Annotated in this window: 22 protein-coding genes; 5 read left to right on the forward strand and 17 right to left on the reverse strand. The window is 63.8% G+C overall.

Going from position 1 to position 24,446, the window contains the following annotated elements; genetic code table 11:
• Positions 1–19: 19 nt before the first annotated feature.
• The 10 genes from AC1D2G_RS28235 to AC1D2G_RS28280 all read right to left on the reverse strand — a co-directional run bounded on the left by AC1D2G_RS28235 (position 20) and on the right by AC1D2G_RS28280 (position 11,234).
• A complete protein-coding gene (locus AC1D2G_RS28235; RefSeq protein WP_477418165.1) occupies positions 20–934 on the reverse strand; it encodes an SMP-30/gluconolactonase/LRE family protein in 915 nt (304 codons plus the stop codon).
• Between the two features lie 15 nt (positions 935–949).
• On the reverse strand, positions 950–2,452 hold the full coding sequence (locus AC1D2G_RS28240; RefSeq protein ID WP_477418167.1) for an aldehyde dehydrogenase family protein: 1,503 nt from the start codon (positions 2,450–2,452) through the stop codon (positions 950–952).
• A gap of 26 nt (positions 2,453–2,478) precedes the next feature.
• Positions 2,479–3,978, reverse strand: a complete 1,500-nt coding sequence (locus AC1D2G_RS28245) for an aldehyde dehydrogenase (protein ID WP_477418169.1) — start codon at positions 3,976–3,978, stop codon at positions 2,479–2,481.
• Complete coding sequence (locus tag AC1D2G_RS28250; RefSeq protein ID WP_112619578.1) at positions 3,975–4,352, reverse strand: carboxymuconolactone decarboxylase family protein; 378 nt, start codon at positions 4,350–4,352, stop codon at positions 3,975–3,977. Before AC1D2G_RS28250 ends, AC1D2G_RS28245 begins: the two co-directional genes overlap by 4 nt.
• Positions 4,353–4,381: 29 nt before the next feature.
• Positions 4,382–4,789 (reverse strand): hypothetical protein, encoded by a 408-nt coding sequence (locus AC1D2G_RS28255; RefSeq protein WP_477394338.1) that lies wholly within the window; start codon positions 4,787–4,789, stop codon positions 4,382–4,384.
• 1 nt (position 4,790) lies between these two features.
• Entirely contained in the window at positions 4,791–6,464 is a 1,674-nt protein-coding gene (locus AC1D2G_RS28260) for a GMC family oxidoreductase (protein ID WP_477418171.1), read from the reverse strand.
• Positions 6,465–6,500: 36 nt separating this feature from the next.
• Complete coding sequence (locus AC1D2G_RS28265) at positions 6,501–7,469, reverse strand: ABC transporter permease (protein ID WP_477418173.1); 969 nt, start codon at positions 7,467–7,469, stop codon at positions 6,501–6,503.
• Positions 7,470–7,471: 2 nt separating this feature from the next.
• On the reverse strand, positions 7,472–8,422 hold the full coding sequence (locus AC1D2G_RS28270) for an ABC transporter permease (RefSeq protein WP_477303113.1): 951 nt from the start codon (positions 8,420–8,422) through the stop codon (positions 7,472–7,474).
• Positions 8,419–9,948, reverse strand: a complete 1,530-nt coding sequence (locus AC1D2G_RS28275) for a sugar ABC transporter ATP-binding protein (RefSeq protein WP_477418175.1) — start codon at positions 9,946–9,948, stop codon at positions 8,419–8,421. The genes AC1D2G_RS28270 and AC1D2G_RS28275 overlap by 4 nt, the downstream gene beginning before the upstream one ends.
• A gap of 74 nt (positions 9,949–10,022) precedes the next feature.
• On the reverse strand, positions 10,023–11,234 hold the full coding sequence (locus tag AC1D2G_RS28280) for a substrate-binding domain-containing protein (protein WP_477418177.1): 1,212 nt from the start codon (positions 11,232–11,234) through the stop codon (positions 10,023–10,025).
• A 315-nt stretch (positions 11,235–11,549) separates the two neighbouring features.
• Here AC1D2G_RS28280 and AC1D2G_RS28285 point away from each other — a divergent pair, with 315 nt between their 5' ends.
• The 5 genes from AC1D2G_RS28285 (at position 11,550) to AC1D2G_RS28305 (ending at position 17,033) form a co-directional block, all read left to right on the forward strand.
• Entirely contained in the window at positions 11,550–12,314 is a 765-nt protein-coding gene (locus AC1D2G_RS28285) for an electron transfer flavoprotein subunit beta/FixA family protein (protein ID WP_477303107.1), read from the forward strand.
• 3 nt (positions 12,315–12,317) lie between these two features.
• Complete coding sequence (locus tag AC1D2G_RS28290) at positions 12,318–13,286, forward strand: electron transfer flavoprotein subunit alpha/FixB family protein (RefSeq protein WP_477418179.1); 969 nt, start codon at positions 12,318–12,320, stop codon at positions 13,284–13,286.
• Position 13,287: 1 nt separating this feature from the next.
• Positions 13,288–15,243 carry a heterodisulfide reductase-related iron-sulfur binding cluster gene (locus AC1D2G_RS28295; protein WP_477418181.1) on the forward strand — a complete coding sequence of 652 codons (1,956 nt, stop codon included), beginning with the start codon at positions 13,288–13,290 and terminating at the stop codon, positions 15,241–15,243.
• Positions 15,244–15,312: 69 nt separating this feature from the next.
• Positions 15,313–16,236, forward strand: coding sequence for an NAD(P)-dependent oxidoreductase (locus AC1D2G_RS28300; RefSeq protein WP_477303101.1), 924 nt, complete (start codon positions 15,313–15,315; stop codon positions 16,234–16,236).
• A 2-nt stretch (positions 16,237–16,238) separates the two neighbouring features.
• On the forward strand, positions 16,239–17,033 hold the full coding sequence (locus AC1D2G_RS28305) for an N-acyl homoserine lactonase family protein (protein WP_477418183.1): 795 nt from the start codon (positions 16,239–16,241) through the stop codon (positions 17,031–17,033).
• Between the two features lie 295 nt (positions 17,034–17,328).
• Here the strand turns inward: AC1D2G_RS28305 and AC1D2G_RS28310 are convergent, their stop codons facing one another.
• From AC1D2G_RS28310 to AC1D2G_RS28340, 7 genes are all read right to left on the reverse strand, one after another.
• Positions 17,329–19,017 carry an ABC transporter ATP-binding protein gene (locus tag AC1D2G_RS28310; RefSeq protein ID WP_477418185.1) on the reverse strand — a complete coding sequence of 563 codons (1,689 nt, stop codon included), beginning with the start codon at positions 19,015–19,017 and terminating at the stop codon, positions 17,329–17,331.
• A complete protein-coding gene (locus AC1D2G_RS28315) occupies positions 19,017–19,961 on the reverse strand; it encodes an acetamidase/formamidase family protein (RefSeq protein ID WP_477418187.1) in 945 nt (314 codons plus the stop codon). The genes AC1D2G_RS28310 and AC1D2G_RS28315 overlap by 1 nt, the downstream gene beginning before the upstream one ends.
• Positions 19,962–20,065: 104 nt before the next feature.
• Complete coding sequence (locus AC1D2G_RS28320; protein WP_477418188.1) at positions 20,066–21,694, reverse strand: ABC transporter substrate-binding protein; 1,629 nt, start codon at positions 21,692–21,694, stop codon at positions 20,066–20,068.
• Between the two features lie 29 nt (positions 21,695–21,723).
• A complete protein-coding gene (locus AC1D2G_RS28325; RefSeq protein ID WP_477418190.1) occupies positions 21,724–22,644 on the reverse strand; it encodes an ABC transporter permease in 921 nt (306 codons plus the stop codon).
• 2 nt (positions 22,645–22,646) lie between these two features.
• A complete protein-coding gene (locus AC1D2G_RS28330) occupies positions 22,647–23,495 on the reverse strand; it encodes an ABC transporter permease (RefSeq protein ID WP_457152773.1) in 849 nt (282 codons plus the stop codon).
• A 7-nt stretch (positions 23,496–23,502) separates the two neighbouring features.
• Complete coding sequence (locus AC1D2G_RS28335; protein ID WP_477418192.1) at positions 23,503–24,087, reverse strand: ANTAR domain-containing response regulator; 585 nt, start codon at positions 24,085–24,087, stop codon at positions 23,503–23,505.
• On the reverse strand, positions 24,084–24,446 hold a 363-nt coding region (locus tag AC1D2G_RS28340; RefSeq protein WP_477418194.1), incomplete at its 5' end, for a transporter substrate-binding protein. The genes AC1D2G_RS28340 and AC1D2G_RS28335, both read right to left, overlap by 4 nt.

Consider the following 24,446-nt stretch of genomic DNA (forward strand, 5'->3'; position numbering starts at 1 on the left):
TGACTCAGTGGCGCCCGCGTCACGTGCCGAACGGGTACTTCTGGCCTCGAACGTTCAGGAACACGGCATAGACCGACGTTGTCGCCGTGATAAACAGTCGATTGTTGCGCGGTCCACCAAAGGTCAGGTTCGCAACCATTTCCGGCACCTGAATTTTCCCGATGAGTTCACCTTGGGGCGTATGGCACTGTACGCCATCCCATGCGCTGATCCAGAGATTGCCCGTAACATCAACGCGAAAACCATCCGGAATGCCAGGCGATATGTCGGCGAAGACGCGGGAATTTACCAACTTGTCGCCGTCAACGTCAAACTGTCTGACGTGATGCGGGGCGCTGCGGTCGGTGAGGAAGCCGGAGTCCGAAATATAAAGGCGCTTCTCGTCGGGCGAGAAGGCGAGCCCGTTCGGCATGGAGAAATCATCGGCAACAACGGTGACTACTCCCGAGCTGGGATCGATCCTGTAGACGCGGCAACCCGGTTGCTCCTGCAGGCCCTTGCGCCCGACATAGTCCGAAATGATCCCGTAGTTGGGGTCGGTGAACCAGATGCTGCCGTCGGACTTCACGATCACATCGTTCGGCGAGTTCAACGGCTTGCCATCGTATGCGGAGGCCAGCACCGTGATCGAGCCGTCCCATTCCGTGCGCACGACGCGACGCTCTCCCTGCATGCAGGTGACCAGCCTTCCGTTGCGATCGCGCGTGTTGCCGTTCGGGTTGGAGACATGGCTTCGGAACAGCGAAACCGCCCCCGTGTCCTCGTCCCAGCGCAACATGCGGTCGTTGGGAATATCGCTCCAGATCAGTGAGCGAAGGTCGGCAAAATAGACCGGCCCCTCCGCCCAGCGATTTCCCGTATGGATGGTTTCTAGGAATGCGACCGGGTCAATCAGATCGCCGAACCGCGCATCGATCGTCTCGTAGCAGGACATCCGCCGCCCCCTCGCCTATGGCAGCCGGATCGCGACGGTCTTGGTCTCGGTGTAGAGCTGGAGCGCCTGTTCGCCAAGTTCGCGCCCCCAGCCCGATTGCTTGAAACCGCCGAACGGCATGGTGACGTCGTTGAAGTTGTGGCAGTTGACCCAGACCGTGCCGGATTTGATCTTCGCGGCCAGCCGATGCGCAGCGCCCAGATTGTTGGTCCAGATCGAAGCGGCAAGGCCATATTCGGTGTCGTTGGCATCCTTGGCAAGTTGGTCCAGGTCCTCGTCGTCGAACGGCATCGCGCAGGCCACTGGCCCGAATATCTCCTCGCGGATCACCGACATGTCCGGCCGCGTGCGGGAAATGACCGTCGGCTTGACGAAATAGCCGGTGTCGCCGGCGCGCGCGCCACCAGTGACTATCTCGGCTCCGTCGCTCCTGCCTTCCGAGATCAGCCTGGTGATGCGTTCCATCTGCTGCTGCGAGACGACGGGCCCTAGTTCGGTCGCCGGATCAAGCCCGGCACCGAGCTTCAGCTTTTCGGCACGCTCGGCAATGCCGGACATGACCTTGTCGTAGATCTTCTTGTGGACGAAGAACCGCGTTCCCGCGCCGCAGCTCTGGCCAGCATTGAAGAATGCCGCGCTCGAGGCGCCCGCCACCGCCATGTCGATGTCGGCGTCCCCGAGCACGATGGTTGGCGCCTTGCCGCCAAGCTCCAAGCTGACCTTCTTGAGGTTGCCGGTCGCGGCGCGTGCGATCAGCCGGCCGACTTCGGTCGAACCAGTGAAAGCAACCTTGTCGATGTCGGGATGGGCCGACATAGCCGCACCCACCGTTTCGCCAAAGCCGGTCAGTATGTTGACCACGCCTTCCGGAAAACCGGCGTCCTGGACCAGCTTACCGAAGTAGAGCGCACCGAGCGGCGTCTGCTCGGCCGGCTTGAGCACGATGGTGCACCCGGCCGCCAGTGCCGGCGCCACCTTCCAGGCGAGCATGCTGAGCGGGAAGTTCCACGGGATGATCTGGCCGACGACGCCGACCGGCTCGCGGCGGGTGTAGGCATGCCAGTCACCCGGCGCGTTGATGGTCATCGTCTCGCCGTTGATCTTGGTGGCCCATCCCGCGTAGTAGCGGAACGTCTCGGCCGTGAACGGCACCTCGCCATTGCGGGAATCGCCGATTGGCTTGCCGCTCTCATAAGAATTGAGCGTTGCCAGCATATCGACATCGGCATCAATCAGATCGGCGAGTTTCCAGATCAGTCTGGCGCGCTCGGCCGGCACCATTTTCGCCCAAGAGCCGTCGATCGCCTTGCGCGCGGCCTTGACCGCCAGATCGACATCGGCGCTGTCCCCGGCCGGCACCGCCGCAATGATCCGACCGTTCGAAGGATCGACCACGTCCAGGGTCCTTCCCGAGGCGGCCGGTAGCCATGCGTTGCCGATCAGCATCGCATGCTTGCCGCCGACGAACGCCGACACCTTGGGGATGAGTGGTGGCACGGCATCGAACCGTATGGTCATGGTTTCCTCCTGGAGGGTCTGTCCGATCAGCGCTGGACGAACGGCGCGGGAATGGAATTCCCGGCATCGATCCAGATGCTCTTTTCCTGAAGATATTCGTAGATGGCGGTCTGGCCGTTCTCCCGGCCGATGCCCGACTGCTTGTAGCCGCCGAAAGGCGAGAGGGGGCTGGTGGCGCGATACATGTTGACCCAGACCATGCCGGCCTCGAGCCGTTCCGGCAGGCGGATTGCGCGGCCGAGATCCTGCGTCCACATCCCGGCCGCAAGCCCGTAGACGGTGTCGTTGGCGATGGCCACCGCCTCGTCCTCGTCGTCGAACGGAATGATCGACAGAACAGGTCCGAACACCTCTTCCTGGGCGATGCGCATGGACTGCTTCACGTTACCGAAGATGGTCGGCTCGACGAACCAGCCATCAGCGATCGAAGCATCATCAGGGATCTTGCCGCCAAGCAGTTGCTGTGCCCCCTCGGCATTGGCAACGCCGATATAGTCCAGCACTTTCATGCGCTGCGGCAGCGTGGTGATCGGGCCAACCTGGGTGTCCGGATCGAGCGGATCGCCGATCTTCGCGGTCCTTGCGAAGGAGACCAGCTTCTCCGTCACCTGGTCGTAGACCGAGCGTTGGACGAGCGCGCGCGAGCCCGCAATGCAAGTCTGGCCGGTCGCGGCGAAGATGCCCGACACAAGTCCGGGGATGGCGGCTTCCATCTTGGCGTCTGCAAACACGATGTTTGCGGATTTGCCGCCGAGTTCGAGTGTGACTTTCTTCAGCCCGCCCGCAGCCGCTTGGTAGACGCGGCGGCCGGTTGCGTCGCCGCCTGTAAAGGCGACTTTCGCAACGCCGGGATGGGTAACGAGCCGATCGCCGATCTCGTGGCCGAAGCCGGTGACGATGTTGACGACGCCTGTCGGAAACCCTGCTCTCTCAAACAGACGTCCGAAAAACAGCGCCGAGACGGACGAGAATTCAGAGGGTTTCCACACGATCGTGTTGCCGGCCGCAAGCGCGGGCGCGAGCTTCCACGTCGCCAGCATCAAGGGCGAGTTCCATGGCGTGATCGCGGCCACAACCCCAAGCGGCTCGCGGCGCGTGTAGTTGAACACCCCCGGCTTGTCGATCGGGATCACACGCCCTTCGATCTTGTCGGCAAGGCCGCCAAAGAAGCGGAACCATTGCGGGATGTATTTGCACTGCATCCGCATTTCATTGATCAGCTTGCCGTTGTCGCGGGTTTCGAGAACGGCCAGGTTTTCGGCCTCCTCCGCCACGAGGTCGGCAAAGCGCGTCATGATCTGCCCACGCGCGCTTGGGGTCATCGTCCGCCACTCGCCGCGGAACGCGGCGGCGGCTGCCTGAACGGCCGCATCGACATCGGCTACGCCGGCGCGCGGAACGAGAGCCCAGGCCTTGCCGGTGAAGGGATCGAAGGATTCGAAATAGTCACCCGACTGCGCGGCGGCCGAGCGGCCGCCGATCAGCATCGAGAGCTTTTCCGTAGCCAGCGGCGGACGCGTTGTCATGCGCCGACTTCCTGCATTGCTTCGCGCGCCACCCGGAAGGAATCGACGCCCGCGGGCACGCCCGCATAGATCACGACCTGTAGAAGGACTTCGCGGATTTCGTCTTTGGTCACACCGTTGGTCAGCGCGCCTTTCACATGCATCTTCAGCTCGTGGGGACGATTGAGCGCGGAAAGCATGGCGAGGTTCAGCATGCTGCGGGTCTTCTTGTCGAGCGTGTCGCGGCCCCAGACAGCGCCCCAGCAATATTCCGTCACAAGTTCCTGCAGCGGACGATTGAAATCGTCGGCGCTGGCGAAGGATTTCTCGACGAATTCGGCGCCCAGAACCGATTTGCGGATTTCAAAACCCTTGTCGAACACGTCTTTGCTCATTGGATGGTCCTTTCCAGTTGATTGGGAGATCAAAGGCCGGGTGTCGGCCGATATTTGCGGCCACGTGCGACCACCTGGCCGAGCGAGCCGTCGGTCAGATAGATCTGCGTCGCCTTGGAATCGTAAGGGACGTTCTCCTGGCCCGGGTAGCCGATCAGCTCGCGCACGCGCGGGCTCATATAGTAGGTGGCGATGGCAATGGTTGTGATCGCCGAGAAGGCTTCGCCATCCTCCTTGTTGAGGCTTTCCAGACGAGCTTCGGCGCCGGAGGCCGGATCGACCGCGACGCCGCGCGCAAAGCCCGGCTTTAGATCAATCCGAAAATCCAGGGACTTCTCGACATCGGCGTAACCGCAGACGTCGCTGAACTTCGGCATCTTGCCATGCGCGGGGATCAGGAAGTCCGCGAGTGCAAGGAAGGCGTTCTCATTCGACATGTCAGGCCACCTTCTGGTTGCGGCGCTCGGCGATCATGCGGCGCGTGTTGCGCAGCGCCACGGCCATGATGGTCGCTGTCGGATTGGTGGCGCCCGAGGTCGGGAAGGTCGAGGCGTCCATGACGTAGAGGTTCGGCACGTCGTGGCAGGCGCCCCACTGGTCGACGACCGAGCGCTTGGGATCGCCGCCCATGACGGTGGTGCCGATGAGATGCCAACCGGATTCACGCACCGGCGTCGAAACCAGCGTCTCGATGGCGCCGGCGGCGCGCACCGATTCCAGGCAGCGGTCGATGTTGAACTTGAGCAGCCGGTTGGAGTTCTCGTTGACCTTGTAGACGATCTGCGGCGCCGGCAGGCCATCGGAATCCACCAGATCCTTCGACAGCACCACCTGGTTGCTTTCCTCCGGAAGATCTTCGCCGACGATGCCCCAGATCAGCGAGTGGCCGAAGCGGCGGGCTACATTTTCATGGAGGTTGGCGCCCCAGAAATCCTGGAACCGGCCGCTTTCGGCGACATAGACCTTGGAACCGGTCGCCCCGGATACGCCGACCGGTCCGCCCGACGGCATGCAGTTCCATTTCGAGCCGCGCACAAAGCCGCGGCTTTCGTCGGTCTCGTAGAATTCCAGCGAATAGACCTGCTGGCCAAAGGGGCCGCGCCAGGAATCGAGGGGGTCCTCATATGATGCGAGTACGCTTGCGAACGGATGCATCATCAGACGCTTGCCGACCATGCCGGACGAATTGGCAAGGCCGTCCGGATTCCTGGCTCCTCCCGACATCAGCAGCAGCCGCGGCGTGCCAACGCCATTGGCGCACAGGATCACCACCTTGGCGCGCTGGCGCCGGTCGCGCCCGTTCGCGTCGACATAGACGACGCCGGTCGCCAGTCCCTGGTCGTTGGTCTCGATCTCCTTGACACGGGCACGGGTGACGAGCCGCGCGCCGGCCTTCAGGGCCAGTGGCCAATGCGACCGGTCGGTCGTCGATTTCGCGCCCTCCGGACAGCCCGTCAGACAGGTTCCGCGGCGCACGCAGGGATTGAGTTCGCCGAACTTCTCCGACGGGATGGCGTTGCTGCCGGGCCACCAGTGCCAGCCCATCTTCTCCATACCCAGCGCACCGCGCTGGCCGACGGAGCCCATGGGGAGCGCCGGAAAGGGATAGGCGCCGCGCGGCGGATAGGCCGGATCGCCGGCAAGGCCAGACACGCCCACTTCGCGCTCGATCTCGAGCTGGTAGGGCAACAGGTCTTCATAGGTGAACGGCCAGTCCTCGGCCACGCCATCCATCGAGCGCACGCGGAAGTCGGACGGCAGGAAATGCATCCATTGCGCGCCGTAGAGCGTCGCGCTGCCACCGACGCCGGCATACATCAGCGGGTTGATGTCCGTCGTCGAGGTGTCGACGGGATAGTCGTTGGGATTGTCGCGGACGTTGGGATTGGGATGCCAGAGCTTGGTGCTGACAAGCTCGTGCTCCGGACGGGCACCCGTATAGTCGGCATAATCCGGCCATTCGCCCTGCTCGAGCACGACGACGGAAATGCCGGCGCGCGCCAGATGGAGGGCTGCGACCGAGCCGGATGGACCGGCGCCGACAATCACGACATCGACTTCCTCGTCGCGCCTTGCCCGTGCACTGCGATCCGCCAGAACTTCAACGGTCATTTTCTTCCTCCCTTGCGGTCCAATGGCAACATCGTGTCAGACGAGGCGCGTCCGGTAAAACGCCGCCGCGCCGATGATGATGATGCCCTTGATGATGAGCTGCATCTCGATCGGAAATCCTAGCAGCAGCACGAGATTGTTGATCACCATCAGCACGGCCACGCCAAGCAGCGCCGCAAAGATGTTGCCGCGCCCCCCGGTCAGCGCGACACCGCCCATGACGGCGGCGACGATGGAGTCCAGTTCGTAGCCCTGGCCGACCCAGTTCGAAACGGTGCCGACATAGCCGAGCAGGAACAGCCCGCCTATTCCCGCGCAGACCGAACAGATCACGTAGCACAGGATGATCACGCAATCAGGCGCGACGCCGTTGAGGAACGCGGCCTTGGGATTGGTTCCGACCATGAATATCTCGCGGCCGAGACGCGAGCGATGCAGCACGATGCCGAAAGCAATCGCCAGCGCCGCCAGCGTCATCAGGTTGACGGGAACGCCAAGAATGCGGCCGGAGGCCAGAAAGCCCATGCCAGGCGGCAAGGTGCTGATCGGCGCACCGCCGGTGTAGGCGAAGCGGATACCCTGCAGGATGATCATCATCGCCAGCGTCGCCAGGAACGGACTGACGTTGCGCCTGGCCACCAGCCATCCGTTCAGGAAGCCGACAATGGCCGAGAAGACGATCGCCGCCAGGAAGATCAGCGGAATGGCGTCGTTGGTGGTGGCCTTGAAGGCGGTCGCCAGCACCGCGACCGTGGCCATCAGGGACGCCACCGACAGGTCCAGCCCGCGCACCAGGATCACGAATGTCTGGCCGATCACGACCATGCCGAGCGGTGCCGCGATGGTCAGCACATTGACCAGGTTGGCCGGCCGCAGGAAGGTCGGCGACGCCGCCGCAGCGACCGCCATCAGCACCGCCAGGAAGATCACCAGCCCATAGCGTTCGAAGATGGTCGCGAGCGACAGGCCTCGTGAGCGCGGCATCGGAGTGTCGAGAGGCGCCATCGTTATCTCCGCCTCGAAGTGTGGATGCCGACCGCGATGATGATGATGAGACCCTGGATGACCCACTGATAGTAGGACGAGACGTTCACGAAATTCAGCAAATTGTTGAGCATGGTGACCAGCAGTACGCCGAGGAACGTGCCAAGCACGCCGCCCCTGCCGCCGGCCAGTATGGTGCCGCCGACCACGACAGGCGTCACCGATTGAAGTGTCAGCGCAGCACCGATGCGCGGATCGCCAACACCGGTGCGGGCGGTGAGGAAAATCGCCGCGATGCCGGCGCACAGGCCGGACAGCGCGTAAGCAAGCACGACGATGCGGTCGACGGGCAGGCCGTTCAGCCTTGCCGCTTCCCGATCACCGCCGACGAAATAGATGCTGCGGCCCGAACGGGTCCGCTGTAGCCAGAGGCCGGCCAGGGCGAAAATGGCTACGAGGATGATGGCGCTGACCGGAATGCCGGCGACCTTGGCATAGGCGACGTCGGCGAAGGCGCGCGGCACCGAACCGCCGGGCTCCTTGCGATACATCAGCGTGCCGCCGAAAATGACAGAAGACATGCCGAGCGTCACGATCAGCGAATGGACGCGCAGCACAACCGTCAGCAGCCCGTTGAGCGCCCCCACAGCGGTCGCGGCCACCAGGGCGAGCGGCAGCGCCAGCCAAACCAGGTCCGGCCGCCATTCGAGGAAGTTCGCCAGGAAGACCGTCAGCGCGCTCACCAGCGAGCCGATCGCCAGGTCGATGCCGCCCATCAGCACGACGAAGGTCTGGCCGAGGCTGACCATGCCCAGCACGATAAGCTGCTGGAACAGATTGCCGACATTGCGCCAAGTGAGGAAGCGGTCGGACAGGAAACCGCCGGCAACAGCCAGCACGACCAGCAGCACCGCAACGATCAGGTACGACATCATCAGCCGGTTGCGGCGAATATCCATGGCGATGGCGCTCATGCGATCTCCTCCGCTGGCGCCTTGTGACGCTCGATCGATCTTACCGCGAGATCCATGATTACCTCCTCGCCGAGAGCGTCGCCTTCGACTTCGCCCACGACGCGGCCCTGGGCCATCACGAAGACCCTGTCGGACAGACCAACGATTTCTGGCAGTTCGGAACTGATCATCAGGACGCCGACGCCCGAATCCGCCAGACGCCGGACGATGCGGTAGATCTCGACCTTGGCGCCGATATCGACGCCGCGTGTCGGCTCGTCGAGGATGAGCAGCCGATTGGCGATCCTGGACCAGCGACTGAACAGCACCTTCTGCTGGTTGCCGCCAGACAGATTGCCGACCTTCACATCAGGCGAAGGTGTTGCGACCGAGAAATCGTGGATCTGGCGCTCGGCCAGCGCACGCTCCCGCGAGCGGTCGATCAGGCCATATTTCGTGATGCCCTGGAGGTCCGGCGCCATGATGTTGGCGGAAATCGGAAGGCCAAGAAAGAGGCCCTCGTCCTTGCGGTTCTCGGTCAGAAAACCGAGGCCGCCGGCGATGGCATCCTTCGGCACTCTCTTTGGGAACGGCTTGCCGTCGAACTCGATCACCCCGCCTTCGACGGCGCGCGCGCCGAAAATGGCCTCCGCGACTTCCGTGCGCCCCGAGCCGACCATGCCGGCCACGCCGACGATCTCTCCGGCCTTCACGCTCAGGCTGACGTCGCGTACGCGCGGACCGGCCCGCAGGTTGCGAACGCTGAGGATGTCCGGCCCATCCGCCGGCGCCGCGCGCCGCGCCGGATAGATCTGGCCGAGGCTGCGGCCAACCATCTTGGTGATCATCTCTTCGCGGCTGATCTCGCCCACCGGGCTCATGCCGACGACCTGGCCGTCCTTCAGGATTGTTACCCGGTCGGCGATCTCGAAAATTTCCTCGAGCCGATGCGAGACATAGACGATGCCGACGCCCTCGTTGCGCAGCCTGCGCATGTTTTCGAACAAAAGGTCGACCTCATGGCCGACAATGACAGCGGTCGGTTCGTCCAGGATGAGCAGCCTGGCCTTGCCGACCAGCGCTTTTGCAATCTCGACCATCTGCTGGTCGGCAAGCGGCAGTTCGTCGATCCTTGCGTGCGTGGGAATGCTAACCCCGAGCTGGGCGAGGATTTCCGCGGCGCGGGCGTGGCGGGCGCGATTGGAGATGAGCCCAAACCGGCCGCGAGGTTGTGCGTCGATCAGAATGTTTTCGGCCACCGACAGTTCGGGAAAAAGCGCAAGTTCCTGATGAATGACATGGATGCCGGCGGCGCGCGCGGCCTTTGGCGATTGCCAGGAGACCCGCTTGCCGAGATAGGTGATGGCGCCGGAATTCGGCTTCACGGCCCCGCCCATGACGCGGATAAGGGTCGACTTGCCAGCGCCATTCTCACCGAGAAGGGCGTGAATCTCGCCTGGCTGTACGGCGAAATCGACCTTGTCCAGGGGTTTTACGCCGGGATACTCCTTCTCGATCTGGCTGAGTTCGATAACAGAAATGGACATTATCCGACGCTCAAAACAATCAAATCACACCCGGGTGCGCGTCCGTGGACGCACACCCGGTTGAGCTGGGAGGCTCACTTCGGATAGTCGGGATTGAACGTGCTGGGGTTGTATCCCGCCGGCAGTCCGTTGCTTGGCGACAGGTCACCCGGGTCACTCATGCTGACATGGTCGAGCAGATGCCGGTCGCCCTTGACGGACACCGTATCGGCGCCAGGCGACGTCACCACCTGGAAGCTGACCTCGACCTTGTCGGGAACCGAAATGCCCTTGAGCACATCGAGCGCCGTTTCGATGCCGGTGATGCCCATCGACGTCGGATAGTCGATACCGACCATCTTGATGTTGTGCTGGTTAGCCAGCTGATACATCCGCGCAACGTCGCCGCCGGTGATCGGCGGAAATTCGCCGTCCTTGTAGCCGGCGTCGAGGAACGCCTCGATCGCGCCATAGCCCTGCAGCGCACTGTCGGACAGCACGCCGTCGATGGCCTTGCCGTGCTTCTGGATCAGCGCGGCCATTACCGATTTGCCGGTGGCCGGATTCCAGTCGCAATACTGCTTTTCCAGCACCTTGATGCCGGGGAACTTGGAGAACACTTCCTCGTTCGCCTTGATGCGGATTTCCGCGACGCTGGATCCGGCGATGCCTGGCAGCATGACGATGTTGCCCTTGCCGCCCAGCGTCTCGCACAGCCACTGTGCCTCGAGACGGCCCAGCGCCCAATCGGATGCCGTGACGTAGGTGATGTAGTTTGCCGGCGTCTTCACCTTGCGATCGACCATGACGACGGGAATGCCCTGTTCCGTGGCGCGGCCGACGACGGAATCGAGCGCGTCCTCGGTAGAGGCCGCAATGAGGAGAATATCGACGCCCTGGCTGATCAGATCCTGGATGTCGGCAATCTGCTTGGAGGGATCGTCGTTGGCGTCGGTGACGAGAAGATGGGCAATCTCGTCGCGATGCTGGCCGGCCGACCAGAGGACGCCATGCTGGAAGGCGACGCGCCAGGCATTGGAAATCGACGCATTGGAAAAGCCGATCGTATAGGGACCCGCCTTCTTCCACTTCGACGTGTCGACCATGCTGTTGGCATTGGGGTTCCACATCCAGGTGCGTGGCGCACCATAGTAGCCGGGCTTGGTTTCGGCTTCAGCCGCGGCGACCGGGGTGGCCTGTGCAAGCTGGAGCCCCGGCACGGCGGCGATCGCCGCGGCGGCGGCCGGCATACCCCTGATGAAGCTTTTGCGTGATATCTTGTGGTCTAGGATGCTCTTTATTGACATTGGTTCCTCCTCCTGAACGCTCGACAGAGCGCCTGAAATTCTCCTCAGAAACTCTCACGCGCGGGACAGTATAAACAAAGAATAGATGTTTATATCCCGGGCAAATCGCACGGCCATCTTCCTGATACCCTCCAATTCAGGAAAATTCGATTGAAAGCGATTTGACGCAAATTAGCAGTCGATTACCCACGATCGTCAATCTGCCGTCTTGTAATAGCTGCTATTACCTTTTTCGCCATTGGGAGCGGTGAAGAATACGACTTATCTAGCTGCCGGTGCCGGGCGCTTGAGGTGCGTTCCGTCGGAGGAGAGGCCGTGAATATTCTTGTTGTCTTACGCATGATCCCGGATTCCGCGGGCGAGCTGCAACTCGCCGAGGACGGGCGCAGCATCGATCGGGAGTGGCTCGATTTCCAGCTCAACGATTTCGACGATCATGCCCTCGAGGAAGCAATCCTGCTCAAGGAAGCCAGCGGTGCGAAGGTGACAGCGGTGGCCGTTGGCGAAGGCGCCAACCGTGTCCTGCAGATGGCTGCCGCGCGCGGTGCCGACGAAGCCGTGGCGCTGCAGTCCGAGGAGGACGCCATGATCTCCTCACGCGAGATCGCGGCGTCCATCGCTGCGATGGCGCGAGCGAAGTCGGCCGACCTGGTTCTGTGCGGCGTTCAATCGAGCGAGGATGTCTTTGGCCAGCTCGCGCCCTATGTCGGCGCGCTGCTCGACTGGCCGCATGTGTCGGGAACCAACCGTATCGTTGCGAACGGCGCCGTGCTTCGGGTCACGCAAGAGCGCGGCGCGGGTGTCGCCGTCACCTATGAGTTGGCCACGCCGGCGGTGCTGGGCGTGCAGACGGCGTCGAAGGCGCCGCGCTACGTTTCCGGCAGCAAGCTTCGCGAGGCGTCCAAGACGCCGATCGGCCGCGCCACTCCAGAATCGTCAGGCTTCGAGCGTTCCGCCGAGATCATCACATTGCGCCTGCCGGTCCAGGGCGGCTCTGGCGAGAACCTGGGCGGCAATGCCGAGACAGTAGCGGATCGTCTGGTCACCATCCTGGCAGCCAAAGGCCTGGCAAGGAACTAAGTCATGAAATTGATTGCCTGTACGGAAGGCCACTCCAGCAAGATCGAAGCCTTCTCCCTCGAAATGATCGCGGCGGCGCGTTCGCTCGCCCAGGCCGGCGACGAGGTCGTCGCCTTTTTCGCCGGCGGTGACGTACAAGGCGCATCCGCTTCCTTCGGTGCCGCCGATCGCCTGATAGTGGCCCGGGCCACAAAATCGGATGTTATTCCCGCCGAGACCTACGCGCTGCTTCTGCGCGATGTCATCACCGCCGAGAGCCCTGGCCTGGTCCTGGTTCCCTATTCGGCAAACGGACTGGACGTGGCAGCCGACATCGCGGCGCGAACCGGCTGGCCGCTCATCTCCTATGTCAATGAAATCAAGCGGGACGGCGAAAGCCTGACGATCGTCGCGCAGATGTATGGCGGCAAGATCCTCGCTGAATGCGCGGTGCGGCTGCCGGCAATCCTGATGATCAATCCGGGCGCCTTTGCGGAGGCAGCACCTGGTCCGATCGATACGGCGAGGGTGCGCACGATCGATGCCGAACCCGTGCTCGCCGGCGGCAAGGTGAAGATGGTGGCCATCGACGTGCCCGACTATGCCGACGTCGATCTGACGACGGCCGAGAGGATCGTGTGCGTGGGCCGTGGCATCGGCGACGAAGCAAGCATTGACCTTGCGCGCGATCTGGCGACGATGCTGGGGGCGGAGATCGCCGGCAGCCGTCCGGTCGTCGACAATGGCTGGCTGCCAAAGCTGCGCCAAGTCGGCAAATCCGGCCAGAAGGTCAAGCCGAAGCTTTATCTGGCGCTCGGCGTGTCCGGTGCGCCCGAACATCTCGAAGGCATGTCGCAGGCCGACCTTATCATTGCAGTCAACACTGATCCGAAGGCACCCATTTTCAATGTCGCGCATTACGGCGCGACCTGTGACCTGTTCGATCTCGTCGCCAATCTGAGCGACAGGCTGCGGGCCGGCTCTGGCCGTTGAGATGGCATCGACCCTGCCACTCTGGATCCTGGTCATCACAGCACTCGCGTTGACGGTCTGGCGCTCGCGCCGTTACGCGGTTGCTCTTGCCAATGCACCGGCAGCGGCCCGCTTCGACCGCCCGATGCTGCGTCTCCAGGGCGTGATGGTCGCCATCGGCATGCACCGGAAAATGGTCCGCAAGCCGCTTTCCGGCGTGCTTCACGCAATCATCTTCATTTCGTTCTTCGTGCTGTTCACCGCCACGATCGATGCCTTCGGCTCGCGGCTGTTTCCCGGGTTCTCACTTGCGCCCATCGGTGGCGAAACCTGGATTGCCGCTCTGCAGGATATCTTTTCGGTGCTGATGCTGGTCGGCGTCGGACTTGCACTCTATCAGCGTTACGTGCTGCGGCCTGCCCGTTTCGACGGCTCGAGCGGCAGTGATGCGGCAATCATCTATGTGTTGATCGTCCTGATCGTGGCGTCTCTGCTGCTTGAGGCGGCCGCGCGCATAGTCGGTGGCGCCGACGGCTCGTGGCGGCCGGTCGCGTCAGCGCTGGCAGGACTGCTCGATCGTGCCGGCATGTCGGCGCATGCGGGCGAAGAGCTGTTCTACTGGGTTCACATCGGCGCCATTCTGGCATTCCTTGTCTATATCCCCGGTTCGAAGCACCGGCACATGTTCCTTGCCGCGCCCAACATCTACTTCCGCAGCCTCGAACCGCGCGGCCTGGCGCCCGCGGTCCCGGAAGCGCGTGAGACTCCAGGCATCGACAGCCTGGGGCAGTTCGACTGGAAGCAGCAGCTCGACCTTCTGTCCTGCACCGAATGCGGCCGTTGCCAGGCGGTCTGCCCAGCCTATGCGGCCGGTCTGCCGCTCAGCCCGAAATTGCTGATCACCGACATGCGCGACGCGCTTGCCGCAGGATCATCGGCGGCCCTGCTGGTCGGCGGGGTGATTTCCGAGGAGACGCTGTGGGCCTGCACCACCTGCCGTGCCTGCATGGAGGCATGCCCGGTCGAGATCGAACATCTGCCCAAGATCATCGACATGCGCCGTCATCTGGTCGACGAAGGCCATGTCAGCCCCGGTCTGCAGGAGGCGCTATCGAACCTGACCCGTCTCGGCAATTCCATGGGCAAGCCTTCCAAGATGCGGGCGCGCTGGACCCGGGAGCTCGGCTTTCCGGTCAAGGACGCGCGCGAGGAACCCGTCGACGTTCTGTGGTTCGTAGGAGACTACGCGTCCTACGATCCGCGCGTTCAGGAAATCACCCGCAAGGTTGCAGAACTGCTGACCGCGGCCGGTGTCGACTTCGGCATTCTCTTCGATGCCGAGCGCAACAGCGGCAATGATGTGCGGCGTGCCGGCGAAGAAGGTCTGTTCGAGACGCTCGCTCAGTCCAACATCGATGAGATCAAGGCGTGTCGCTTCAACCGGATCATGACCACCGATCCGCATAGCCTGAATGCGCTGAAGAACGACTATCAGCATTTCGGCGCGGCGTTCGAGGTGTTGCACTATACGGCGCTGCTGGCGGAACTCATCGCGGCAGGAAAACTCGACCTGCATGTCGTCGACGGCGCCAGGGTCACCTATCACGATCCCTGCTATCTTGGGCGCTACAATGGCGGCTTCGATGCGCCGCGCGAGCTGATCCGCGCCGCCGGCTATACGCTTCATGACATGCCGCGCTGCCGCGAGAATTCCTTCTGCTGCGGCGCCGGCGGCGGCCGCATCTGGCAAGGCGACGACGGCGTGACCGAGCGGCCGAGCGAGAACCGCATCCGTGAAGCGCTGAGCCTGGGCGACATCGCCTATTTCGTCGTCGCCTGCCCGAAGGACAAGGTGATGTACACCGCCGCAATCGATGCGCTCGGCGTGGCCGACAGATTAAAGGTCGTGGACATAGCGGAACTTCTCGTGCCGCGAACAGGCCAGGCGCTCGAAATGCCCACGGTGGAAACGACCTGACGGAATGCGATCCCAGAGATCGAGACCAAGCACCATGGGCAATAGGCCCCGAAAGAGGAGAGAGCGATCATGTCGACCCTGAAAATCGGCTTTGTTGGCATCGGAAAAATGGGCACGCCGATGGCGACCCGTCTCATCAAGGCCGGATACGAAGTGACTGTCTACGACGTCGACGGCAAAGCCGTTGCGGAGTTGACCAATGCGGGCGCGAAAGCCGCCGCCGGTGCGCGCGATGTTGCCGACAATGCGGAGATCGTCTTTGCCAGTCTGCCCAGCCCGCAGATCCTGGAAAAGGTGGTGCTCGGCGAAGGCGGTATCGCCGAGGGCAAGGCGGTTCGCATCTTCATCGACATCTCGACGACGGGTCCGCGCACGGCCGCCAAGGTTGCCGAAGGCCTTTCTGCCAAGAACATCGCCATGATCGACGCGCCCGTCAGCGGAGGATTGAAGGGAGCGCGCAACGGCACCCTCGCCGTTATGGTGTCGGGGCCGAAGGCTGCCTTCGAAACGGCAAGGCCGGTGATCGAGAATTTCGGGCGGATATTCTTCATGGGCGAGGTTCAGGGCTCCGCCCAGACCATGAAGCTTGCCAACAATCTGCTTGCGGCGGCGGCACTTGCGATCTCCTCCGAAGCGGTCGTGATGGGCGTCAAGGCAGGCCTCGACCCCAAGGTGATGATCGACGTCATCAACGCCTCGAGTGGCCGCAACAGCGCCACCGAAGACAAGTTCCCGAAATCCGTCCTGCCGCGCACCTTCGATTTCGGTTTCGCCACAGGCCTGTCCTTCAAGGATGTACGCTTGTGCGTGGATGAGGCGGAGGCGATGGGCGTACCGATGGTGGTGGGCAGTGCCGTGCGCCAGTTACTCAGCGTGACGAACCAGCTCTACGGGCCTGATTCCGATTTTACCTGTATGGTCAAGACGGTCGAGACATGGGCGCATGTGGAGGTCGGCTCGGCCCAGACCACAGATGTCGCCAAAGCGAGCTGATCATGGGTGACCCCGGACGCTATGAAATCCATGCCGTTCGCTACGGCCATTTCAAGCGCCGCTCGGGCGAGAATTTCCTGGGCGGCGACACGCATGATGTTCCCATGCCGCTGGACTACTTCGTCTGGGCGATCGTTGGGGAGAAACGCACCTTCATCGTCGACACCGGCTTCGACAAGCCGACCGGCGACAAACGCGGACGCAGTGTCGTCAGGCCCGTCGATGAAGGCCTGGCGGCAATCGGCATCAACCACGCCGACGTCAGCGACGTCATCATCTCCCACATGCATTACGACCATTGCGGGAACCATCATCTGTTCCCGAACGCGACCTTTCACCTGCAGGATGCGGAGATGGAGTTCGCGACCGGCCGCTGCATGTGCCACCATGCCATGCGCCATCCCTTCGAGGCCGAAGACGTCACCACCATGGTGCGGCGCGTCTTTGCCGGAAAGGTCTGCTTCCACGACCCCGAGTCGCAGATCGCGCCCGGCATAACGCTCCACAAGGTTGGCGGCCACTCGCGCGGATTGCAGGTGGTGCGGGTGGAAACCGACAACGGCGCGGTCGTGATCGCGTCGGACGCAGCCCATTTCTACGCCAACATGGAACGCGAAAAACCTTTTCCCGTCTTTGACCGGCTGAGCGATGTGATCTTCGGGGTCGAGCGTATGAAACAACTCGCCAGTTCCCCCGCTCACATCGTCCCCGGGCACGACCCTCTGGTGCTCAAGCGCTTCGCGCGTACCCGCCAGGACGTCGAAGGCATTGTTACGCTGAGCCGCCCGCAGCACTGAACATGTTGGTGCCGCAGGGGTCTCGGGGGCACGTCCGGCAGCTTTCGCAACTTGTCCTCACGTTGAAACAATCGACGTCCGCTTCTTGAGAATGGTGCGGATTGCCTGAACGGCCGACATGAGGCGCAAAGCGGACGTCACTTGCAGAACTATACGCTCCCGCGGCTACTCCTCCTTCCGATGGCTGGCAGGTTCCGTCCCTGAAAAACTAGCCAGGGTCGGTGTGGCATACTAGCCACCCGCCGGCCACCGAGAAGCCCGGCCGAGATGATTTGGTGCGCCGGTCTCTGCAACGCTACTTCTGTGGGTTTGCGATGCGTGGGGCCGGTATAGGCACGGCGGCGATCAGTTCACGCGTGTAGGCTTCGCGCGGTGATGACAGCACCGCGCGGCGTGCGCCGGCCTCGACGATGCGGCCGGCGCGCATGACGGCGACGTTGTGGCTCATGCGCTCGACCACGGCCATGTCGTGTGAGATGAACAGATAGGAGAGCCCGAGCGTCTCCTGCAGCTCCAGCATCAGGTCGAGCACGCGCGCCCGGACCGACACGTCGAGGGCCGCAACGCTTTCGTCGGCGACAATCAGCTTCGGCTCGAGTGCCAGCGCGCGGGCGATGCAGATGCGCTGGCGCTGGCCGCCGGAAAATTCATGCGGATAGCGCGTGGCATGATCGGCGGCGAGGCCGACGTGCTTCAGAAGCGAGGCCACACGCTCGTTGCGGTCGCCCTTGGCACCAATGCCATGGATGACGAGCGGTTCTGCGATGGCAGCGCCCACTGTCATGCGCGGATCGAGCGAGGCGTAGGGGTCCTGAAAGATCATCTGCGCGGCGCGGCGCACCGGCCGCATCGCGGCGGCGGAAAGGCCCTGGATGGCCGTGCCGCCGATGGTCACTGCACCCGTGAAAGGCACCAGGCCGAGCACGGCCTTGCCGGTGGTGGATTTGCCGGAACCGCTTTCACCGACGAGGCCGAGCGTCTGTCCCGGCATGATGTCGAAAGAGACGTCCTGCACCGCCGGCGCCTCGGCGGCGCGGCGACGGAAAAGGCTGGCGGAAGCGCCGTAATCGACGACAAGGTTCTTGACCGACAGCACCGGCGCGGCGCCCTCCGGCGCGGCTGGTCGGACGGTGGCGGTGACCCTCGGCGGCGCGTCGGTCGCGGCGTACGCGCCGAGGCGCGGCACGGCGGCGAGCAGCTCGCGCGTGTACTCGGCGTGCGGACGCTCGAAGATGTCGAGCACCGGGCCTGCCTCGACGATGCGGCCGTCACGCATCACGGCCACCCGGTCGGCCATTTCGGCGACGACGCCCATGTCGTGGGTAATCAGGATGATGGCGGTGCCGAATTCCCGCTTCAACTCGCGCATCAGTTTCAGGATCTGCGCCTGCACGGTCACGTCGAGCGCCGTCGTCGGCTCGTCGGCCAGCAGCACTTTCGGCCGGCAGGACAGCGCCATGGCGATCATGACGCGCTGGCGCATGCCGCCGGAGAGCTCGTGCGGATATTGCTTCATGCGCCGCGCCGGGTCGTTGATCTGGACGACGTCGAGCATGGCACGGGCGCGGCTTTTGATGCTGGCGCCTTCCGCGCCCTGATGGGTGCGGATCGCCTCGGTCAGCTGCGCGCCGATCGAGTGTACCGGATTGAGCGAGGTCATCGGCTCCTGGAAGATCATGGCGATCTCGCCGCCACGCACATCGCGCATGGCGCGCTCGGACAGGAGCGGCAGGCTCTGGCGATCGAGCCTGATGTCGCCGCCGGCGATGCGCAGCGAGGTGCGCGGCAACAGCCGCATGATCGAAAGCGCCGTCACCGACTTGCCCGAACCGGACTCACCGGCGATGCACAATGTCTCGCCCGGCGCCAAGGCAAAGCTGATGCCGTCGATGACGCGCCTCGCCCCTTCAGGCGTCAGCGCGTCCACCGACAATTTGTCGACGGTCAGGACGGCATCCTGCTCTGGCCCGGAAGCATCCGCCATCAATTGAAGACGATTCTTGGGAAGTAGAACGAGACGACCCAGTTCGGCATGTCAACGATCTCGCTGATGCGCAGGTCGCCGCAAACCGAGCAGAGCATGTAGGCGTCGACCGACTTCAGCCCATGCTCCGCGGCAAGCAGGTCGACCATGCGCATGACGCTTTCGCGCGCTGCGGTCATCAGGTCCGGCCCGATGCCGGTGGTGGCCTCGTAGCCGGCCGCGTCGAGATGGCGGGTCACCGGTCCCGGCGTGGTGAAGCGCGGGCTTTGCAGCCGCGCGTCTTTGACCAGCTCGATCGTCGCCTCGACATCCATACGGCTCTCGATGGCGGTGCCGCAGACCTCGCCGTCGCCTTGAGCGGCATGGGTGTCGCCGATCGAAAACAGCGCGCCCTCGACCTCGACCGGCAGATAGAGCGTGGTGCCAGCCGAAAGGTCGCGGATGTCGAGATTGCCGCCGACACGGCGCGGCGGCACGACCGAGTGCAGGCCGGGTTCGGCAGGCGCCACGCCGATCGTGCCGGCGAAGGGTTTTAGCGGTACGCGGCCACCAGGGCCAAAGAGTGCCGGCGTCATCGAGGCGGCGTCATATTTCCAGATGTGCAGCGCCGGCTCCTCGAACTGGTCGGCGAGCAGGCCGAAGCCGGGAATGTTGGCGGTCCAGCCGAGGCCCGACGGTTCGAAATGGCGCAGCGTGATCTTCAACGCATCGCCGGGCTTGGCGCCCTCGACATAGACCGGTCCGGTCACCGGATTGACCTTGCCGAAATCCATCGTCTTGACGTCCGCGACCGTGGAGCTGGCGTTGAACTGCCCGCCTGAGGAATCGAGACATTCGAAATGGATTGTCGAGCCGGGCCTTGCCGTCAGCGCCGGCTCGAAGTCGCGGTTCCAGCCGAAATGATGGCTGGCGCGATGGATGGTGTAGTCGCACTTCACGCACATGGTTTTTTCTCGTTGTCTTGGGCAAGCCGCCCTCCCGTGCAGGCGGCATCATGGGACGGTCCCGGCGGTGAGCTGGATGCCTGCCGCCGGGAGATGAGAAGAGCCTATTTGTTCACGTAGATCGCTTCGTAATCGATGACGCGGGTGGGATCGATGTAGATCTCGTCCGGGCCGCCCATGCGCTTGGACTTGGCCACCACGCGGCGTTCGTTGAATACCGGGATCCAGGGTGCGTCATTGGTCTGGATGTCGGTGAATATCTGCGCCCAGGCCTTGTTGCGCTCCTCGGTCTTGGCCGGTACCGGCATGGCGTCAGCGGCCTGGCCGCGGGCGTCGATGTCCTTGTTGCAGTACCACGACCAGTTCCAGCCGCCGGCAACGGCGCTGCCGCAGCCCAGGATCGGCCCGTAGAAGTCGGACGGATCCGGGAAGTCGGCGATCCAGCCGAGGCCGCCGGACCAGACCATCGGCGCCTGCCCCTGCGTGCCGCCGGCGGCGATCACGTTCGGGTTCGCCACCGCCTTGATCTCGGCCTTGACGCCGATCGCCGCCAAATCCTGCTGGATCGCCTGGGTGATGCGTGGCTGCGGATCGGTGTTGGAGGTGTAGATCTGCGTCGAGAAGCCGTCCTTCAACCCGGCTTCGGCAAGCAGCGCCTTCGCCTTTTCGGGGTCGTAGGCATAGCCCTTGTAGTTCTGGTCATAGCCCGGCATCAGCGGCGGCAGCACCTGGCCGGCCGGCGTGGCACGGCCATTGATGATGCGCACGATGCGGTCCTTGTTGATGGCCATGTTGACGGCCTGCCGCACCTTGGCGTTGTCGAACGGCTTCACCTGCGTGTTCAAGGTGACATAGCTGGTCTCGAGCTGCTGGCGGTCGACGATCATGCCCTCGAACTCGGCCGACTTCTTCATCTCCAGATATTTCGCCGGCGGGATGCCGTCGCCGGCGATATCGACCTCGCCCTTCTGCAGGCGCAGCAGCGCCACCAGCGGCTCCTGGCCGACTTCGACGGTGAAGCTGTCGACATGCGGCCGGTCCTTGACGAAATAGTCGGGGTTCTTCTGGAAGACGAGGCGCTGGCCGATCGTCCATTCCTTCAGCGTGAAGGCGCCGGAGCCGACCGGGTGTTTGCCGAAATCGCCATTGGCGGCTTCCACGGCCTCCTTCGGCACGACGGAAGCGAAGTTCAGCGCCAGGACGTTGAGGAAGGTGGCGTCGGGCTGCGACAGGGTGAACTTGACCGTGTGGTCGTCGACCGCGGTGATGCCTTCCATCGTGTCGGCGGTGCCGGCGGTCATCTTGTCGGCGCCGACGATCGAGTGGAAGAAGCCGGCGCCGGGGCCTTGCGTCTTCGGGTTGACGGCGCGCTCGATCGACCACTTCACGTCCGCCGCCGTCACCTCGCGGCCGTTGGTGAACTTGACGCCCGGATGCAGTTTGAAAGTGTAGATCTTGCCGTCGTCGGAGACGTCGTAGCTGTCGGCAAGCGCCGGCCCGAGCTCCGTCGTGCCGGGCTTGTAGTCGACGAGGCGCGAGAACAGCGCGTTGATCATCGACCAGTTCTGCCAGTCGTAACCGACGGCCGGGTCAAGCGTGGCGATGTCGTCCTTATAGGTGACGATGATGTCGCCGCCATTGGTCGGCGTGTCGGCGAAGGCAAGCTTGGCCGGCACCAGGGCGGAGGTGGCGAGCAAGGCCGCCAGGCCCATCCTTTTGGCGAATTTGTTCATTGAGTTCACTCCTCTGTTGGTTTTGTTGGTTATTGGCTGCGGATGCGCGGGTCGACGAAGGGCGCGATGAAGTCGGCGAGCAGATTGCCGAGCACGATGGCCAGCGCCGAAACCAGGGTGACGCCCATGATGATGGGCACGTCGACCTGCTGGATGGCTTGCCAGGCGAGCTGGCCGATACCGGGCCAGCCATAGACGGCCTCGACCACCACCACGCCGCTCATGAACTGGCCGATGTCGATGCCGACCATGGCGATGATCGGCAACAGCGCGTTGGGCAGCGCATGGCTGAGCACGACACGGCGGCCGCTGAGACCCTTGGCATGGGCGGTGCGCACATAATCCTGGCGCAGCACCTCGATCATGGCCGAGCGCACCATGCGCGCGTACCATCCGGCGCCGAGCACGCCGAGCGTGAGGGCCGGCAGCACCACATGCCGCGCGGTGCCGAAGCCGGACATCGGGAACCAGCCGAGCGTGGCGGCAAAGACGTATAAAAGCAGCAGCGCCACGACGAATTGCGGCGACGAGACGCCCACGAAGGACAGCATCATGATCGAACGGTCGACGAAGCCACCGCGCCAGACCGCCGCGATGATGCCGAAGGTCAAACCAAGCGCCACCTCGACGACGATGCCGGCGGCCATGAGCACCAGCGTCGCCGGCAAGCGCGCCAGGATCAGCGGCAGCACTTCGGTCTTCTGCGTGTAGGAGCGGCCGAGGTCGCCATGCAGCAAAGAGCCGACATAGTGCAGGAACTGCATGATCAACGGCTGGTCGAGACCGAGCTCATGGCGGATCGCGGCCACCATCTGCGGCGTAGCTGAGCGGCCGGCGATCAGCACGGCGGGGTCGGCCGGCAGGTAGTAGAGCAGAAGGAAGGTGATGGCGGCGACGCCGAGCAGGATCAGCGCGGCCTGGACAAGACGGCGGGCGAGGAAGACGGCCATCGTTACAGCCTCCCGCGCTGCGTCGGGTCGAGGATGTCGCGCAAGGCGTCGCCGATCAAATTGAACGACAAGGCGGTGGCGAGGATGATCGCGCCGGGGATGAACACCAGCCAGGGCGCATCCTGGAAATAGCTCTGGCTCTCGAAGATGATGTTGCCCCAGGAGGGTTGTGGCGGCTGCACGCCGATGCCGAGGAAGGACAAGGTCGCCTCGAGCAGCACCGTGGTGGCGATGCCGAGCGTGCCCCAGACGATCGCTGTCGGCATCAGATGCGGCAGGATGTGCAGAAAGATGATGCGGCCATTGCCGGCGCCGAGCGAACGTTCGGCTACGATGAAGTCGCGCTCCACCAGGCCGCGCGTTTCTGTGTAGACGATGCGGGCGACCTGCACCCAGTTGACCAGCGCGATGACCATGGCGACGATCCACAGGCTGGGCTTGAGCAACGCCGCGAGCGCGATGGCGAGCAGCAACGCCGGGAATGCCATCATCAGGTCGGTGAAGCGCATCAGCAAATTGCCGACGGTGCCGCGCAGATAGCCGGCGAGCAGCCCGACGAGAAGGCCGATCGCGACGGCGACGCCATTGGCGACGAGACCGATGATCAGCGACGTGCGGGCGCCGAACAGAACGCGCGAGAAGAGGTCGCGTCCAAGCGTGTCGGTACCGAACAAATGCTCGCCGCTGGGTGGCAGCGGTGCGCCTTCGAGCGACAGGCCGTCGGTGAGCTGGTTGTCCGGCGAGAAGTGCACGATCCAGGGCGCGAAGATCGCCGCCAGCAAAACGATGACGACCACGATCAGCCCGAACAGGGCGGAAGGCCGTCTGACAAGTTCGCGCAAAACCCGCATGCGGCGCCTACATCGCCCGCGGCACGGGCTCATGCCCGGCGACGATGGCCGCGGCGACATGCTCGACGGTGAGCCGGCGCTGCATGGCGAGGCGACACAGGATGCGATAGGCGCCGTCCTCATCCGTACCCTGCGCGGCCATGATCGAGCGCATAGCGTCATGGACGATCGGCCTGAGCCGCAAGCGCTCCTCCAGGCCGGCAATGCGCGCCCGCACAGCGGTACGCTCGTGGTGGGCATGTGTGGCAAGCACCAGCGCCGGATAGACCGAGGAGGCGACGACCGGCTTTGCCATGATCGCGCCGGCGCCCTTGGACAGCGCCCAGGCGATGCGGCCCGGCGCTTCGGAGCCGAGGAGTGCCACCACCGGAACCGGTGCATCGTCGCCATTCCATGGCAAAAGATCGTCCCACCCCTGATCGGCATCGACCAGGACGATATCGGTCGGCGTCTCGGCAAGATCGAGCGGCTTCCACTGCACCAGAACGGTGACGCCGAGACGTTCAAGCTGCCGCTTCAGGCGCTCGATGTTGTCGTCGGCGCGATGCAGGATCGCGGCGCGCCAGGAAACGAAATTGGGCGTGCGCGTCATTGCACCACCCTCAGATGCGGGGCGTGCTGGATGGGCAGCGTGCCGACGAGATAGGGGTCGGCGGCGATGGCGCCATGCGAGGCGATGATGTCGAAGCCGGAGCGCTCGTTGATGCGGCCCAGATGGAAGGGCAAGGCGGCGTGGTTGGTGCGCGGATCGATGGCCAGCGTGCCGAGCACAGTCTGCCGCGGCCGGGCATGCAGGAAACCGCGCACGCTGGCAGGGTCGTCGCGGTCGGCCTCCGACACCGCCTCGGCGCAAAGTTTCACGGCGGCGTAGGCGCCGGCAAAGAAGCTGGAGACGCGACGCTCGGCGCCGAAGCGGGCGGCGACGCGTTGCTTGAAGCCGCGGTTCTCGAA

The sequence above is a fragment of the Mesorhizobium sp. P2_C7 genome, from assembly GCF_056404515.1.